The following is an 18,049-nucleotide window of genomic DNA, read 5'->3' as shown; positions in this document are numbered from 1 at the left end:
CGGGGTGTCGGCGTTGGCGCCGAGTTCACTGGACCGTCTGGATCCCCCTCGGCAGCCGGTGGAAAGCCCCAGAAAAGCCGTAGGGGCCGGGCACCGTCGGCGACGCCCTACGTACCATTTGCCCAAGCTCATGACCCCTGGCCAAGAAATCCGTCCGCGACAGCTCCGCAATAGCCGCTGCCTCGCCGATCGGCATCCCATCACCCCGTCCTCGGTCCGGGTCGGGTCCGCGCTGCCAACCGGGTACCCAACGCAGGCGCGGGCTCATCCAATCCGGGCCCGGCACCGAATACTCGGGGGTCGAATAGTCCAGGTACGACGGCCCGACGACAGACCAGACGACAGATCAGACGACAGATCAGACGACAGATAGGACCGCATGGTCAACCAACTCGAACACGCAACGGAAGCGCTCAGAAAGGCCCTGGTCCAGGTCGAGCGCCTGAAGAACCAGAACCGGACGCTCCTGGAGCGCTCCGGTGAGCCCATTGCGGTGGTCGGGATGTCGTGTCGCTACCCGGGTGGGGTCGATTCACCCGAAAGCCTCTGGCAGATGGTGGCCGACCAGCGTGACGTCACCTCCGAGTTCCCCGCCGACCGCGGCTGGGACACGGCCTCGCTGTTCGATCCGGATCCGGATGCCCCGGGAAAGACGTACGCCAAGACGGGCGGGTTCGTCGATCACGTGGCCGACTTCGACGCCGCCTTCTTCGGCATCGCCCCAAGCGAGGCGCTCGCGATGGACCCCCAGCAGCGCATGCTGCTGGAGCTGTCGTGGGAGGCGTTGGAGCGCGCCGGTATCGACCCAACTTCGCTGCGGGGCAGCGCAACCGGCGTGTTCGCAGGCGTCATCGCGGGCGGCTACGGCATGTCCGCCGACAGCATCGAGGGCTACCGCCTGACCGGCATGACCTCGAGCGTCACCTCGGGCCGGGTGGCCTACGTGCTCGGCCTCGAGGGTCCGGCAGTGTCGATCGACACCGCGTGCTCGTCGTCGTTGGTGGCCCTGCACATGGCGGTGCAGGCGCTTCGCCTCGGGGAGTGCGACCTAGCGCTGGCGGGCGGCGTCACGGTCAACGCGACCCCGACCATCTTCGTGGAGTTCAGCCGTCACCGCGGGCTGGCTCCCGACGGCCGCTGCAAGCCCTACGCCGGGGCGGCCGACGGGGTCGGCTGGGCCGAGGGTGGCGGCGTGCTCGCCGTCGAGCGGCTGTCGGACGCGCTACGCAATGGCCATCAGGTGTTGGCGGTCGTCCGGGGTTCCGCGGTCAACCAGGACGGCGCGTCGAACGGGCTGACCGCGCCCAACGGCCCGTCGCAGCAGCGCGTGGTGCGCGCTGCACTGGCCAACGCCGGACTCTCGACCGCGCAGGTGGACATCGTCGAGGGCCACGGCACTGGCACCCCGCTCGGCGATCCGATCGAGGCGCAGGCGCTGTTGGCGACCTACGGGCAGGACCGCTCGGCGCCGCTGTGGCTTGGTTCGGTGAAGTCGAACATGGGCCACACCCAGGCGGCGGCGGGCGTGGCAGGCGTCATCAAGATGATCATGGCGATGCGCAACCAGACGTTGCCTGCGACGTTGCACGTCGACGAGCCCAGCCCGCACGTCGACTGGACCGCCGGTGCGGTTCGGTTGTTGAGTGAGGCGCTGCCGTGGTCGTCGGCGGCGCCACGTCGGGCCGGCATCTCGTCGTTCGGCATCAGTGGCACCAACGCCCACGTGATCGTCGAGGAGGCGGCTGCCGCGGCTGAGTCCACGCCCGAGCCGAAACCGCCCATCCTGCCGTGGGTGCTCTCGACCAAGTCCCCGACCGGCCTTGCGGCCCAAGCCACCCGGCTGGCAACGCATTTGGACGCCCACTCAGGGATCGACAAGCACGACATCGACAAGCACGGCGTCGACGACCGCGACGTGGCCTGGACGCTGGCCGGACGGGCCACCTTCGAGCACCGTGCCGTGGTGCTCGGCGCCGATCACACCGCGCTGATGGCCGGGCTGGCCGAACTGGCCACCGACGAGTTCGGCGCCCACACCATCCGTGGGCACGGCACGCCCGCCAGCAAGACGGCCTTCGTGTTCCCCGGCCAGGGCAGCCAGTGGCTAGGCATGGGCGTCGAATTGCTCGACAGCTCAGAGGTTTTCGCCGCTGAGCTCAACGCGTGCGCCGAAGCACTGTCCGAGTTCGTGGACTGGTCGCTGATCGACGTGCTGCGAGGCGCACCCGGCGCGCCAGGACTGGACCGGGTGGACGTCGTGCAGCCCGCACTGTTCGCGATCATGGTGTCGCTGGCCCGGTTGTGGGGCTCGCTCGGCGTGACGCCGGACGCCGTGATCGGCCACTCGCAGGGTGAGATCGCCGCCGCGTACGTGGCGGGCGCGCTGTCCCTGCGCGACGCCGCCCGGGTCGTCGCGCTGCGGAGCCGACTCCTGGTGGCGCTGGCCGGCGACGCGGGCATGGTCTCGCTGGCGTGCAGCGCCGAACGCGCCAGGGAACTGCTGGTCGACCTCGGTGACCGGGCGGGCATCGCCGTCGTCAACGGACGCAACGCCGTCGTGGTGTCGGGGGAAAGCTCTGCACTCGACGAGCTGGTTCGGCAGTGCGAGGCGCTCGAGCTGCGGGCGCGCCGCATCGACGTCGACTACGCCTCGCACTCCGCGCAGGTCGAGCCGATTCGCGAGCAGCTGATCGAAGCGCTCGCCGACATCGAACCACGTTCGACCCGAACGGCTTTCATCTCTACGGTCACCGGTGGACTCTTGGACACCACCACGTTGGACGCCGACTACTGGTACCGCAACATCCGCCAGACCGTCGAGTTCGACAAGGCCGTCCGGACCGCGTGCTCGCATGGCTACCGGGCGTTCATCGAAGCCAGCTCGCACCCGGCGCTGATCGCAGGCGTCGAGGACACGGTCGCCGACTGCGGCGCCGAGCCGATCGTGGTGCCGTCGCTGGGCCGCGACGACGGCGGACTCGACCGGTTCATGACTTCGGCCGCGCAGGCCTACGTCTCAGGAATTTCGGTGGCGTGGCGCGAAACCTGCTCCGGCGGCGAACTCGTCGACCTTCCGACGTACGCATTCGAACGACGTCGCTTCTGGTTGTCCGGCGGCGGTTCCGGATCCTCGGACGCCTCGGGCTTCGGACTGGCCGGCACGTCGCACGCCCTACTTGGCGCGGTCATCGAGGTGCCCGACTCCGACCAGGTCGTGCTTTCCGGCAAGCTCGCGGTGTCGTCGCAGGCCTGGTTGTCCGATCACGCGGTCGGCGGGGTGGTGCTGTTCCCCGGTGCCGGATTCGTGGAATTGGTCATCCGCGCAGGCGACGAAGTCGGTTGCCCCGTCATCGAAGAACTCACGCTGCAGGCCCCGCTGGTGATCGACCCCTCCGGGGTTCCGCTTCGGGTCGTCGTCGGGTCCGCCGACGAAGCCGGCTCACGTGCGGTCGGAGTGTTCTCGCGTACTGATGCCGATGGCGATTGGACCCTGCACGCCGAGGCGGTCGTTGGCTCCGGCACCCAGTCCCCTGCCGCCGATCTCACCGCCTGGCCGCCGCCTGGCGCCGTCGCCGTCGACGTGTCGGACGCCTACGGCTCGCTCGCCGCACGCGGCTACGAGTACGGGCCCGCGTTCCATGGCCTGACCGCGATGTGGCGGCGCGGCGACGAAGTGTTCGCCGAGGTAGCCCTGCCCCAGGATCTGGCAGCGGGCGAATTCGGCGTCCACCCAGTACTTCTCGATGCCGCGCTGCACGCCGTGGCAGTGGCCGCCGACGAACACGCGCTCGCGCTGCCGTTCTCGTGGCAGCACGTCGCGCTGCACGCCGCGGGGGCGTCGGCGGTACGGGTACGGATAGCGCCAACGGGCGTGAACTCGGTGTCGATCGAACTCGCGGACGGCCTGGGGCTGCCGGTGCTGTCCGTCGGATCGATGACGGCCCGTCCGGTATCCGCCGATCAACTGGCGCACGCCGGGCGCAGCGCCGACGGTGAACTCTTCGAGGTCGAATGGGTGCCCGTGACGGCGCCCGAGACCGTGCCCCCGCTGCCCGACGGTGTAGTGGTCTTCGAATCCGAGCCCGTGGCAACCGATTCCGCTGAGCTGGTGTCCTTGGTGCACAGCGCCACCCATCGCGCGCTCGAGCGGGTGCAGAGCTGGCTGGCCGGACCGGCCGGGGTGCTCGTCGTCGTCACCCGCGGAGCGGTGGCGTTGCCCGGCGAGGACGTGTCCGACTTGGCCGGCGCCGCGGTGTGGGGCCTCGTCCGGGCCGCGCAGACCGAGCATCCGGGTCGGATCGTGTTGGCCGACAGCACTACCGACGTCGACGTAGCGGGCGTCTTGGCGCTCGGCGAACCTCAGGTCGCGCTCCGCGACGGCGCGGCGTACGCCGCGCGAGTCGTGCGCAGCCGCGGCGTGGATGGCATCCTCACCCCGCCGGACTCCGGCAAACCATGGCGGCTGGGCGTCACGACCGCGGGCACGTTCGACAACCTCGCGCTCGAAGAGGTGCCGAACTCCGGTGCGCCGCTACCGCCGGGGCACATCCGGGTGAAACTGCACGCCGTGGCGGCCAACTTCCGCGACGTGATGATCACGCTCGGCATGTTCACCCACGATGCACTGATCGGCAGCGAGGCCGCAGGTGTCGTCACCGAGATCGCCTCCGATGTCACGGACTTCGTCGTCGGCCAGCGCGTGATGGGCCTGTTCCCGGAGGGCACCGGCACGCTCGTCGCGGCCGACGCGCGACTCATCGCGCCCATCCCGGCCGGCTGGACCGACCCCGAGGCCGCGGCCGTGCTGGTCGTCTTCACCACCGCCTACCTCGGGCTGCGCGAACTCGCCGACGTGCAACCTGGCCAGTCGATCCTCATCCACGCCGCCACCGGTGGAGTCGGGCTCGCGGCCATTCAGCTGGCCAGGCACTGGGGCATGGAGGTGTTCACCACCGCCAGCCGCGGCAAGTGGGACACGTTGCGGGCGTTGGGTTTCGACGACGACCACATCGGCGACTCGCGCACGCTGGACTTCGAGCAGAAGTTCATGACCGTCACCGGTGGCCGTGGCTTCGACGTCGTGCTCGACTCGCTGGCAGGCGAGTTCGTCGACGCGTCATTGCGGCTGATGCCGCGCGGCGGGATGTTCCTCGAGATGGGCAAGACCGACATCCGCGATGCCGACGCGATCGCCGCCGCTCACCCCGGAGTGAACTACCGCGCGTTCGACCTCTTCGAACCGGGTCGCCCCCGGATGCACGAGTTCATCGTCGAACTGTCTTCGATGTTCGACGCGGGCATCCTGAAGCCGCTACCCGTCACGACGTGGGACATGCGCCGCGGCCCCGCCGCACTGCGCTACCTCAGCCAGGCGCGCCACATCGGCAAGGTCGTCATGACGCTGCCCGACGCGTGGGCCAAGGGCACCGTCCTGATCACCGGCGGCACCGGCATGGCAGGCGGCTCGGTCGCGCGCCACGTCGTCGCCAACCACGGCGTGAAGAACCTGCTGCTGGTGTCGCGGCGCGGGTCGGACGCACCGGGCGCCCCGGATCTGATCGCCGAACTCACCGCGGCGGGTGCGCACGTGCGCACCGTCGCCGCGGACGTCGCCGATCGTGACGCGATGAAAGCCGTACTGGCCGGGGTGGACGTCCCGCTGTCGGCAGTAGTGCACGCCACCGGCGTGCTCGACGACGCCGTCATCGGATCGTTGACCCCAGAGCGCGTCGACACCGTGCTGCGCGCCAAGGTCGACGCCGCGTGGAACCTGCACGAGCTGACTGCCGGATCGAATCTCGCTGCTTTCGTGATGTTCTCGTCGATGGCCGGTGTCGTCGGCTCGGCGGGGCAGGCCAACTACTGCGCCGCCAACACGTTCCTCGACGCGCTGGCCGCCCACCGGCGCGCTCATGGCCTGCCCGCCACGTCACTGGCGTGGGGGCTGTGGGAACAGGCCAGCGACATGACCGGTCACCTCGCCGAGGCCGAACTGAGCAGGCTCGGCCGCGACGGCATCCTCGCACTGTCGACCGCCGACGCGATGGCGCTGTTCGACACGGCGCTGATCGTCGGCGAACCCTTCCTCGCCCCTGCCCGCGTCGACCGCGGAGCCCTGCGTGCCCGGTCCGCGCAAGGCGTGCTGCCCCCGATGTTCGCTCAGTTGGCTACCTCGACGGCACGCCGGCGGGTGGACGACTCACTGCACGCTGCCAAGTCGAAATCGGCGCTGGCCCAACGGCTTCAGGGGCTTTCCGAGCAGGAACAGCAGGCGGTCGTGCTCGACCTGCTCAGGTCGCACATGGCTACGGTGCTCGGCAACACGGAGCCCGATACCATCGCCGCCGAACTCGCGTTCTCCGACCACGGCTTCGATTCGCTCACGGCGGTGGAACTGCGCAACCGGCTCAAGGTCGCCACCGGCCTCGCGCTGTCACCGACGCTGATCTTCGACTACCCAACGCCTGCGGCGTTGGCCGGCTACATTCGCGGCGAGCTCGCGGGCGCCACCCAGGCGGTCGAGCTGACGCCAAGCGCACTGTCCGTGATCGACGAGCCGATCGCGGTGGTCGGCATGTCGTGCCGCTATCCCGGCGGCGTCGACTCACCGGAGTCGTTGTGGGACATGGTCGCCGAGGGTCGCGACGTGCTCACCGACTTCCCGACCGACCGCGGCTGGGACCTGGCCGGGCTGTTCAACGACGACCCCGATGCACCCGGTAAGTCGTATGCCCGCACCGGCGGCTTCCTCGAAGACGTCGCAGGCTTCGACGCGTCGTTCTTCGGGGTGTCGCCCAGCGAGGCACTCGCGATGGATCCCCAACAGCGGCTGTTCCTCGAATTGTCCTGGGAGGCACTGGAACGCGGCGGCTTCGACCCGGCGCAGCTGCGCGGCAGCGCCACCGGCGTCTTCGCAGGCGTGATCGCACAGGGCTACGGCATGGGGGCTGGAGGTGCGGCTGGGGCCGAGGGTTTCCGGTTGACCGGGCAGGCCGCCAGCGTCGCGTCGGGCCGGGTGTCCTACGTGCTCGGGCTGGAGGGGCCCGCGGTGTCGATCGACACCGCGTGCTCGTCGTCGTTGGTCGCGCTGCACATGGCGGTACAGGCGCTGCGCCTCGGCGAGTGCGACCTCGCCCTCGCAGGCGGCGTCACGGTGAATGCCACCCCCGACATCTTCGTCGAGTTCAGCAGGCAGCGCGGACTGTCCTCCGACGGACGCTGCAAGGCGTTCGCGGGCGCCGCCGACGGCACCGGCTTCGCCGATGGCGGCGGTGTGCTGTTGGTCGAAAGGCTTTCGGATGCACGGCGGCTCGGCCATCAGATACTCGCGATCGTGCGCGGATCGGCCGTCAACCAGGACGGAGCGTCCAACGGGTTGACGGCGCCCAACGGCCCGTCCCAGCAGCGCGTCGTGCGCGCAGCGCTGGCCAACGCGGGGCTGTCGCCTGCGGACGTCGACGTCGTCGAGGGTCACGGCACAGGCACCACGCTGGGCGACCCGATTGAGGCGCAGGCACTGCTCGCGACCTACGGCCAGGACCGACCGCACCCGCTGTGGCTGGGCTCGATCAAGTCGAACATGGGGCACAGCCAGGCCGCGGCCGGTGTCGCGGGCGTCATCAAGATGATCATGTCGATGCGGCACGAAGCCCTGCCCGCGACGCTGCACGTCGACGCGCCGAGCCCGCACGTGGACTGGACGATGGGCGCCATCTCGCTGCTCACTGAGCCGGTCGCCTGGCCCGCCAACGGCCACGTGCGCCGGGCCGGTGTGTCGTCGTTCGGTATCAGCGGCACCAACGCCCACGTCATCATCGAGCAGCCGCCCGAGGTGACCGAACCGGCGCGCACCGAGCACCCTGCGCCGCTGACCCCGTGGACACTGTCCGCGAAATCTGTTGAGGCACTGGCAGTTCAGGCCCGTAGGATCGCCGAACACGTGGGTGCCCGACCGGACCTCGACGTCACCGACGTCGGCTGGACGCTCGGGGGCCGGGCCTCGTTCGCCCATCGCGCCGTGGTGCTCGGCTCTGATCGCGCCGAGCTCCTGAACGGGTTGACGAGCCTGGCCGACGATCAGGCCTCCGACACCGTGATCCGCGGCCGCGCCACGGTGTCGGGCAAGACCGCCTTCGTCTTCCCCGGCCAGGGCAGTCAGGCGCTGGGCATGGGCCGCGGACTGCATGCCGCCTACCCCGTGTTCGCCGAAGCGCTCGACGCATGCGCACGGGAGTTGGACCGGCACCTGCTCCGCCCGATCCGCGACGTGATGTGGGGTGCCAACGAGGCCCTCCTGGACAGCACCGAGTTCGCGCAGCCCGCACTGTTCGCGGTCGAGGTCGCGTTGTTCCGCCTGCTCGAATCATGGGGTGTGCGACCGGATTACCTCATCGGCCACTCGGTCGGTGAACTGTCGGCGGCCCACGTGGCCGGCGTGCTGTCGCTGGAGAACGCCGCCGCGCTGGTGGTGGCCAGGGGCAGGCTGATGCAGCGCCAACCCGAGGGCGGCGCCATGGTGGCGGTGGCGGCCACCGAGGACGAGGTGCGTGCGCTGCTGGCGGATGGCGGCGGCCCGCAAGTAGACGTGGCGGCCGTCAATGCGCCTGGTTCGGTGGTCATCTCCGGGCCGGAAGAGCCCGTCTCGGCGCTCGCGGAGACGTTGCGCGCGCGGGGTTGCCGCGTGCACCGGCTCGCCGTGTCGCACGCATTCCACTCCTCGCTCATGGAGCCGATGCTGTTGGAGTTCAACACCGTCGCCAGCGGCATGACGGTTTCGGCACCGACGATCCCGATCGTGTCCAACCTGACCGGCGCGGTCGCGGGGCCGGACTTCGGTACGGCCGAGTACTGGGGTCGCCACGTCCGCCAGGCGGTGCGCTTCGCCGACGGCGTCACCGCGCTCGCAGCCGCGGGCGTGACGCGGTTCCTCGAAGTCGGACCCGTGAGCGGCCTCACCGCGTCGGTAGAGCAGACGCTTGTCACGTCCGAACCCCTAGCGGCGTCGGTGCTTCGCAAGGACCGCCCCGAGCCGACCACACTGCTGACCGCACTCGCCGAACTGGCGGTGTCCGGCGTCGACGTGGCGTGGCGCAGCGTGTGCGGCTCGTCCGGACCTGGCCGGTTGCTCGACTTGCCGACCTACGCGTTCCAGCGCCGCCAGTTCTGGCTGTCCGGCCGTGGGTCGGGCGCGACCGACGTGATCGGATTGGGGCAGAGCGGTGCCGAGCACGCGCTGCTTGGCGCCGTCATCGAGAACCCGGAATCCGGCGGCGTCGTGCTGACCGGCCGGCTCGCGGTGGCGACGCAGCCGTGGCTGGCTGACCACGCGGTCGGCGGCGTCGTGCTGTTCCCAGGCGCCGGGTTCGTCGAACTGGCCATCCGCGCCGGCGACGAAGTCGGATGCAGCGTCGTCGAAGAACTGATGCTGCACGCGCCGCTGGTGCTGCCACCGGAAGGCGTAGCCGTTCAGGTCGTGGTGAGCGCGGCCGACGCCGGTGGCGCTCGGGTCGTCTCGGTGTTCTCGCGCCAGGACGGCGACGGCTCCACTGCGGCAGCGACCTGGACGCTGCACGCAGAGGGTGAGCTCGGGACCGAGGTGTCCGCGCCGGGCGCCGAACTCGCGGTGTGGCCGCCGGTCGGCGCACGTGAGGTCGACGTCGCAGATGCGTATGCCGAGCTCGCGGCGCGCGGCTACCAATACGGACCGGCCTTCCAGGGGCTGACGGCGATGTGGCGGCGCGGCGACGAGGTGTTCGCCGAAGTGACGTTGTCGAAGGATCTGCAGGCCAATGGCTTTGGCGTGCACCCGGTGTTGCTCGACGGTGCCCTGCATGCGGTCGTGCTCGGCATGGACAGCAATGAAATCCAGCTGCCGTTCTCCTGGCAGAAGGTGTCGCTGCACGCGTCCGGCGCCTCGGCGGTGCGGGCACGGATTGCCAAGACCGGGCCGAGTTCCATGTCGATCGAGCTGGCCGACGGCCTCGGGCTTCCGGTGTTGTCCGTGGGAGCGATGGTGGCCCGCCCGGTCTCAGCGGAGCAGTTGGCGGCCGCCGTCGGTGGCGCCACCAGTTCCGGCGAGTTGTTCGAAGTCGTATGGACCCCGCTCGCTTCGACGGCCGAGTCCGTGCCCTTACCCGAGCACGAAGCCGAGCCGACGACGTTCGACCTGCGCTCCGCCGCAACCGAATACGACGGCGTGCCCGGGGTCTACACGACCACCCACCAGGCGCTCCACCGGGTCCAGCAGTGGCTGGCCGAGCCCGCCGGCGCCTTGGTCGTCGTGACGCGAGGCGCGGTGGCCCTTCCGGGTGAACACCTCACCGACCTGGCGGGGGCGGCCGCATGGGGGCTCATCCGGGCGGCCCAGACCGAGCATCCGGGCCGAATCATCCTGGTGGACACCGACGTTGACGGCCCGGTCGATACGGTTGACGCGGCCTCGATTGTCGCCACCGGCGAACCGCAGGTCGTCATCCGCGGTGGTGTCACGCACGTCGCACGCGTGCTGCCCAGCCGGGCGGCCGACGCGCTCCTGACCCCACCGCCGGCCGCCGTGCCGTGGCGGCTGGCGGTCAATGCGGCGAGCACGTCGGGAACATTCGAGGACCTGGTGCTCGAGGAGGTTCCGGACGCCGACGCGCCGCTACCTGCCGACCGCATCCGGGTCGCCATCCGCGCCATCGGCGCGAACTTCCGCGACGTCATGATCACGCTCGGGCTGTACCCCGGTGACGCGGTCATGGGTATCGAGGCCACCGGTATCGTCACCGAGATCGGTAGCGCGGTAACCGAAGTGGCGGTCGGCGATCGTGTGATGGGGTTGTTCCCCGAAGGCACGGGCACCGTCGCGACCACCGATGCGCGGGTCGTGCTGCCGGTGCCACCGGATTGGCGCGATGCGCAGGCCGCGGGCTTCACGGTCGGTTTCGCCACCGCGTACTTCGCGCTGCGCGGGCTGGCCGACGTGCAGCGCGGACAGTCGGTGCTCATCCACGCGGCGACCGGCGGCGTCGGCATGGCCGCCGTCCAGCTGGCCAGGCACTGGGGCCTCGAGGTGTTCGCAACCGCCAGCCGTGGCAAGTGGGACACGCTGCGCGCCATGGGCTTCGACGACGACCACATCGGCGACTCGCGCAGCTTGGAGTTCGAGCAGAAGTTCCGCACCGTCACTGGCGGTCGCGGTGTCGACGTGGTGCTGGACTCGCTGTCCGGAGACTTCGTCGACGCGTCCCTACGCCTGCTGCCGCGAGGGGGAGCGTTCCTCGAGATGGGCAAGACCGACATCCGCGACGCCGACACCGTCGCGGCGGACCACCCCGGTGTGCGCTATCGGGCCTTCGACCTCTTCGAAGCCGGGGCCGACGGCGTCGCTCAAATCCTTTCCGGCGTCTCGACATTGAACGACACCGGGGTGCTGCGTCCGTTGCCGGTGACCACCTGGGACGTCCGTCGTGCGCCCGCCGCGCTGCGGTATCTCAGCCAGGCCCGCCACATCGGCAAGGTCGTGTTGATGATGCCGGACGCATGGGCGGCGGGCACCGTGCTGATCACCGGTGGAACCGGCATGGCAGGTGCCGCGGTGGCGCGCCACGTGGTCACCCACCACGGCGTGCGCGAACTGCTGCTGGTGTCGCGCCGCGGCCCGGATGCGGATGGGGCGGCCGAGCTCGTCGCCGAACTGACCGAGGCCGGCGCCAACGTCGCGGTGGTCGCGGCTGACGTGTCCGACCGTGACGCGCTGGCCAAGGTGCTGGCGGGCATCGATCACCGCCGCGCGCTGTCGGCGGTCTTCCACACCGCAGGCGTCATCGATGACGCGGTCGTGACCTCGCTGACCCCTGATCGGGTCGACACCGTATTCCGCGCCAAGGTCGATGCGGCGGACAACCTCCACGAGTTGACCCGCGAGCTGGAACTCTCGGCGTTCGTGCTGTTCTCGTCGATGGCCGGGCTGGTCGGCGGCTCGGGACAGGCGAACTACTCGGCGGCCAACGCCTACCTCGACGCGCTCGCTGCGCACCGCCGGGCCAGCGGCCTGCCCGCGATGTCGCTGGCGTGGGGGCTGTGGGAACAGGCCAGCGGAATGACCGGCCACCTCGAGTCGGCGGACCTGGCCCGGTTGGGCCGCGACGGCATCCTCGCGCTGCCGGTGGACGACGCGCTGGCGCTGTTCGACCAGGCGTTGGTGGTCGACGAGCCGTTCCTGGTACCCGCCCGCATCGACCGCGGCGCGTTGCGCGTCAAGTCGTCGGCTGGGACGCTGCCACCGATGTTCGTCGAGTTGATCTCAGGCCCTGCCAGGCGCCAGGTCGGAGACTCGTTGGCCGCGGCGCAATCGCGTTCGGCGCTGGCGGCGCAGTTGACCGGGCTGCCCGTCGACGAACAGCACGGCGTGCTGCTGGACCTCGTCCGTTCGCACATGGCGACGGTCCTTGGCCTGCCGTCGCCGGAGGCGATCGGGGCCGACCTGGCGTTCCAGGACCACGGCTTTGATTCGTTGACGGCGGTCGAACTGCGCAACCGGCTCAAGGCCGCGACGGGGCTGACGTTGTCGCCGACGCTGATCTTCGATTACCCCAACCCAGCGGCGCTGGCGGAGTACTTCCGCACCCAGCTCAGCGACGAACCCGAGGTCGGTCCCACCGCCAACGCCGTCGAGGCCGAACTGCAGCGCGTCGTGGCGTCCATACCGATCAAGCGGTTGCGCCAGGCCGGCGTCCTGGACATGCTGCTGAACCTCGCGGGGGACAGCAGTATTGGAGGAGGCAGCGCCGAGGCCGCCTCCGCGCCGGACGGACGTACGCAAGACATCGCAGACATGGACCTCCAGGACCTGCTCGCGGCGTTCGACGACGAATCCGATGCCGACTAGGTGCCGATGAGAGTTGTCATCGCAGGGGTCGACGGTCCCGTCGGCCAGGGTGTCGCCGCGCGTCTGGTGAGCCTCGGACACGACGTCGTCGGAATCGGTCCCCGTCGGCCCGAGAGTTGGCCGGGCTCAGTCGTGTTCATCACGGCGGACGTCACCGACGCAGCGACGCTCAAGCACGTGGTCGTCGGCGCCGACGCGGTCGCGCATTGCGGGCATGACCCGGCAGGCACTGCGGCGCTGGTGGATACCGCGACCGCCGCGGGGATCGACCGCATCGTCGTAGTGTCGGAGGCAGCGCAGCCTGGCGTGATTCGGATTCGCTCAGCAATGACGTTGGGCCGCAACGTCGACGACGCGACGTTGCGCCCGTTCGTCGGCCCGGTGGTTCGTGCCCCTTCGCCGGATGCTCCGCTGCAGGTGGTGCACCCGGAGGACGTCCAGCGCGCGTTCGTGCGCGCACTCACCGAACCGGACCGCGCCCCGGGCACCGTCGACGTCACATCCGACGGGTTCACCACCGTGCGCGAAATCGCCAGGGCCATCGGACGTCCGGTGCTGCGGGTGCCGGGACGGCGCTCGCACCAAACGCCACTGCTCGACACCGACGCGCCGACGGCTTGGAGTGCTGCGGAGTGCGTCGCCGACTTCGCACTCGTCGCCCGCGGGCGGATGACGTTCGGCGGCAAGGTCTTTGCGTTGCCCTGGCGGCTACCTAGGGTCCGCCAGATCCCCGCGTTCGACGCACCTGCGCCCGACGGCGTGGCGCCGGTGCCGGCCGGGGTGGTCAACGCCAACGGCGAGTTCGACACACCCATCGATCCGCGCTTCCCAGCGTTCGTGGCGACCAACCTGTCCGAAGCGCTGCCTGGGCCCTTCTCGCCGTCGTCGGCGTCGGTGTCGGTGCTCGGGACACGGGCGGCGGCCATGGTGATCGCCGCGCGCCTGCGACCAGGCGGCGTAGTACAGCGCGAGATGTCGGTCCGCACGACGGGAGTCTTCGGGCATCGCTTGTATGCGGGCATCACGTCGGGCCACTTCATGGCGCAGACCGTGCCGCTTGTGGACCCCGAACTGATCCTGTCGGGGTTCTTCGGACGCACCGCCGAGGGGCTCGAACTCTTCGGAGCCGAGCGTCCGCCGGTCGAGCCGCGCGGAGTGGGCAAGCAGCTGCGCGCCGTCGCGACATTTGCGAACAACCTGCTCGTCCTGTCGGCGGGCTCCTTCCGTGACACCCGCGACTTCGTCGGCGACGTGGCGAAGCTCGAGTCGGCGGCGGCCGACGCCGCCAAGCTGGACGACGGCCAACTACGCACGCTGATACTGCGCGCGCGCGACGACGTGGTGCACGGGTGGGTGTTGGCCTCGGCGTCGATCCTGGTGTCCACGGCATACGGCGTGATCCTGCGCCTGCTGTCCGGCCGCGGCGTGATGCCAACGACCGGGCCCGCGTTGGCCAGCGCGCAGTCGCTCGAGGCGGTGCACCGCCTCGTCGCAGTAGCCCGCAGCGACCCGGCCGCCGCCGAACTGCTGGCCGACCCGGACGTCGACCTCGAGACCCTGTCGACGGGCGCACCACATTTCGTAGCGGCATTGCACCGCGAGCTAGGGCTCATCGGTCATCGCGGCCCCGGCGAGGTAGAAATGCGCAGCACCACCTATGCCGACGACCCTGCGCTGTTGATGAGGATCGTGGCCAAGGCGTTGACGTCGGGGCCAAGGGGCGTCGCCGACAAGTCCGGCGTCCCGAAGTGGATGTTCCCGGTCGGCGCGGCGGCCGCCAGCCAGCTGCGCGAACGCGAGGTGCGGCGCGATCGGATGGTGCGGGCCATCTGGGTACTGCGCAACCTGCTGCGGGAGTACGGCCGCCGACTCATCACGGCCGGCCAACTGGCCGACGTCGACGACATCTTCTATCTGCTCGTCGACGAACTCGACGCGCCGCCACCCGACATCGCCGCCGTGGTGGCCAGGCGCAGGGCGCAGCAGCATGCGCTCGAAGAGCTGCTGCCACCCGAGGCGTTCAGCGGCCAATGGCGGCCGACGCCCGCTCCCTCGGCCGCGCTTGGCGGCGGAGAAACCCTCCACGGCCTGGGCGTAGGCGGAGGCCGTGCTCGCGGGCGGGTACGCGTCGTACAACCGTGGAACATCGATGACCTGCAGCCGGGCGAGGTCCTGGTCGCGAAGGTCACCGACATCGGATACACCCCGGCCTTCGCCTACGCCGCCGCGGTGGTGACCGAGTTGGGCGGCCCGATATCGCACGCGGCGATCGTCGCGCGGGAGTTCGGAGTGCCGTGCGTGGTGAACGCACGTGGCGCGGCAACACGGCTGCCCACGGGTGCCCTGATCGAGGTCGACGGCGCGACGGGAGAGGTGACGGTTCTCGACGATTGACGGGTGTCTATCGTGACGGTCATGGACTTCGCGATGTCAGCCAAGGGTCAGGATTACCACGATCGGCTCTCCGAGTTCATGACGGAGCACGTCTTCGGAGCCGAGGAATCGTACGACGCCTACCGGCACGCCGCAGGCCCCGATGACCACACCGTCCCGCCGGTCGTCGAGGAGCTCAAGAAGCTGGCGCGGGACCGCGGGCTGTGGAATCTGTTCCTGCCTTCGGAGTCGGGGCTGACGAACCTCGAGTACGCGCCGCTGGCCGAGCTCACCGGCTGGAGCATGGAGCTCGCCCCCGAGGCCACCAATTGCGCGGCCCCCGACACCGGCAACATGGAGACGCTGCACCTGTTCGCGACCGAGGAGCAGAGCAAGCAGTGGCTCGAGCCGTTGCTCAACGGGGAGATCCGCAGCGCCTTCGCGATGACCGAGCCCGCGGTGGCTTCCAGCGATGCGCGCAACATCCAGACCACGATGCTGCGCGACGGTGGCGACTACGTCATCAACGGTCGCAAGTGGTGGACCTCTGGTGCCAACGATCCGCGCTGCAAGATCCTGATCGTGATGGGCCGCACCAACCCCGACGCGGCTAGTCACCAGCAGCAGTCGATGATCCTGGTGCCGATGGACACCCCTGGCGTGACGATCGTCCGTTCGCTTCCGGTGTTCGGTTGGCAGGACCAGCACGGGCACGCCGAAGTCGTCTTCGACAACGTGCGGGTGCCGGTGAGCAACCTGCTCGGCGAGGAGGGCGGCGGCTTCGCGATCGCCCAGGCTCGCCTCGGCCCCGGCCGCATCCACCACTGCATGCGCGCCATCGGGGTGGCCGAGCGAGCGCTGGCACTGATGGTCGACCGGGTCAACAAGCGCATCGCGTTCGGCAAGCCGCTGGCTGAGCAAGGTGTGGTGCAGCAACAGGTTGCGTTGTCCCGCAACGAGATCGACCAGGCTCGGTTGCTGTGTCACAAGGCGGCCTGGGTCATCGACGAGAAGGGCAACAAGGAGGCCCGCAACGAGGTCGCGATGATCAAGGCCGTCGCACCGCAGATGGCCTGCAACGTGATCGACCGGGCCATCCAGGTGCACGGCGCGGCCGGGGTCAGTGACGACACGGTGCTGGCCCGGCTCTACGGCTGGCACCGCGCGATGCGGCTCTTCGACGGTCCCGACGAGGTGCACATCCGCAGCATCGCGCGCGCCGAACTCGGCCGTGAGAAGTCGGCATTCGCGGCGGCGGTGTGCGGCCCATCAAGCAAAGCGGTGACCCCCTAATGCGCAGCAGCGGTGGGGAACTGGCAGGCGCGTGGAACTTTCGCGACGTCGCAGAGGAAGCGGGTATCCGTCCCGGCCAGTTCTTCCGGTCGAGCGAACTCAGCGCGCTCGACGACGGCGGCCGCGCGGCGATGTCGAGCCTCGGCATCACCGACGTCGCGGACCTTCGCTCAGTACGCGAGCTCGAGCGGCGCGGACCCGGGCTGGTGCCCGCCGGCGTGGAGGTTCACCTGTTGCCGTTCCACGAGCTGTCATCCAGCCAGTCCAGCCCGGGCGAGGCGCCGCATGAGAGCGCCTTCGAGAAGATGATGACCGAGCAGCCCGACGACGAGGGTGTCGCGGTGGCCGCGGCCCGCTTCATGACCGAGGAGTATCAGCGCTTCCCGACACTGCCCGGCGCGCATCTCGCGGTGCGCCAGGTGATCTCGCTGCTGGCCGAGGGCAGGCCCGTCATCACGCATTGCTTCGCGGGCAAGGACCGCACCGGGTTCACCGTGGCGTTGGTACTCGACACGGTGGGCGTGGAACGTGACGTCATCGTGTCGGACTTCCTACGGAGCAACGACGCCGTGCCACAGCTGCGGGAGCGCATCCTCGAGTCCATGCGCAACCGCAACGCAGAACCGCCGACCGACGAGATCGTCACGTTCGCGGAGGCGCGTTTGAACGAAGAGGTGCTCGGGGTGCGCGAGGACTACCTGGAGGCGGCATGGCGCACCATCGACGAGGAGTACAGCTCGCCGGCCAACTATCTTGCGGCGCTCGGGGTGACGACCGATCAAGTGGATCGGCTGCGGGTCAACCTGCGCGGTTAGAAGTCTTCGCTGTTATGCAGCCTCCGTTTGACCGAGAGCAGTTCGAGCTCCGGGCGGGCGGCCACCAGCCGTTCGGCCGCATCGAGCACGTCGACGACGTGCGCTCGGTCGGCTGCCACCACCGCCATCGCGATACCGGCCCGGCGGTGCAGGTCCAAGGCGTCGGTCTCGGCGGCCGAGACGCTCAGCCGCCGCTGTAGTTCGGCCACCACCGGACGCACCACCGACCGCTTCTGCTTCAGCGAATGCACGTCACCGAGCAGCAGGTCGAATTCGAGCCAACCGATCCACGTCGACATCAGCGCGTCTGGGGCACCTCGACATCCGAGACCAGCACCCGCACGCCGCCCGTGGACAGCCGGCCCATCGCCTCGAAGAACGCACCGGCCTCCGGCGTGGTCACGGCCACGCTGACGGCGTCGTAGTTCGGGTAGTAGAGGTCGATCATCCGGTAGGCCGGGGTCGGTGAGCCGTCCTCCTTGGGCCATACCTTGGACGCCTCGAGTCGGAGGTATCCGGGAATCTTGCGGGCTGCCTCCAATTGCTCTGCCTCGTAAGCAGTCTCGAAGGCGTTCGGGTCGGTGGGGTTGTCGTAGATGACCGTGATCTTGGTTTCGGACATACACTTACCTTAGCCGCGGGCTCATCGAGTCGGGGTCGGCTGGACGTCTCCTGTGAATCTGTGAATCCGGAATGA

Annotated in this window: 6 protein-coding genes; 4 read left to right on the top strand and 2 right to left on the bottom strand. The window is 69.7% G+C overall.

Translation table 11 applies throughout. From position 1 onward, the window contains the following. Window positions 1-379 precede the first annotated feature (379 nt). From SLQ30_RS14405 to SLQ30_RS14390, 4 genes are read left to right on the top strand one after another with little or no spacing between them, the layout of a single operon-like run. On the top strand, window positions 380-12,871 hold the full coding sequence (locus SLQ30_RS14405; protein WP_319450254.1) for a type I polyketide synthase: 12,492 nt from the start codon (window positions 380-382) through the stop codon (window positions 12,869-12,871). 6 nt (window positions 12,872-12,877) lie between these two features. Next, window positions 12,878-15,265: a PEP-utilizing enzyme gene (locus tag SLQ30_RS14400; RefSeq protein WP_319450255.1), complete on the top strand. Its 2,388-nt coding sequence runs from the start codon at window positions 12,878-12,880 to the stop codon at window positions 15,263-15,265. A gap of 33 nt (window positions 15,266-15,298) precedes the next feature. Further along, window positions 15,299-16,537 (top strand): acyl-CoA dehydrogenase family protein, encoded by a 1,239-nt coding sequence (locus SLQ30_RS14395; RefSeq protein ID WP_319450305.1) that lies wholly within the window; start codon window positions 15,299-15,301, stop codon window positions 16,535-16,537. After that, window positions 16,537-17,352: a tyrosine-protein phosphatase gene (locus SLQ30_RS14390; RefSeq protein WP_319450256.1), complete on the top strand. Its 816-nt coding sequence runs from the start codon at window positions 16,537-16,539 to the stop codon at window positions 17,350-17,352. The genes SLQ30_RS14395 and SLQ30_RS14390 overlap by 1 nt, the downstream gene beginning before the upstream one ends. Here the strand turns inward: SLQ30_RS14390 and SLQ30_RS14385 are convergent. Together SLQ30_RS14385 and SLQ30_RS14380 are read right to left on the bottom strand one after the other, a co-directional pair. Then, a complete protein-coding gene (locus tag SLQ30_RS14385) occupies window positions 17,349-17,651 on the bottom strand; it encodes a DUF503 domain-containing protein (protein ID WP_319450257.1) in 303 nt (100 codons plus the stop codon). The genes SLQ30_RS14390 and SLQ30_RS14385 overlap by 4 nt on opposite strands. Continuing rightward, the gene (locus tag SLQ30_RS14380) at window positions 17,651-17,974 is read right to left on the bottom strand and encodes an EthD family reductase (protein WP_319450258.1); all 324 of its coding nucleotides are present in this window, start codon (window positions 17,972-17,974) and stop codon (window positions 17,651-17,653) included. The genes SLQ30_RS14385 and SLQ30_RS14380 overlap by 1 nt, the downstream gene beginning before the upstream one ends. Between the last annotated feature and the right edge of the window lie 75 nt (window positions 17,975-18,049).

Origin of the sequence: Mycobacterium sp. RTGN4, assembly GCF_033804635.1 — a bacterium.
Classification (GTDB): domain Bacteria; phylum Actinomycetota; class Actinomycetes; order Mycobacteriales; family Mycobacteriaceae; genus Mycobacterium.
Note: the sequence above shows the minus strand (reverse complement) of the source record. Positions and strands in the feature narration are given on the sequence as shown.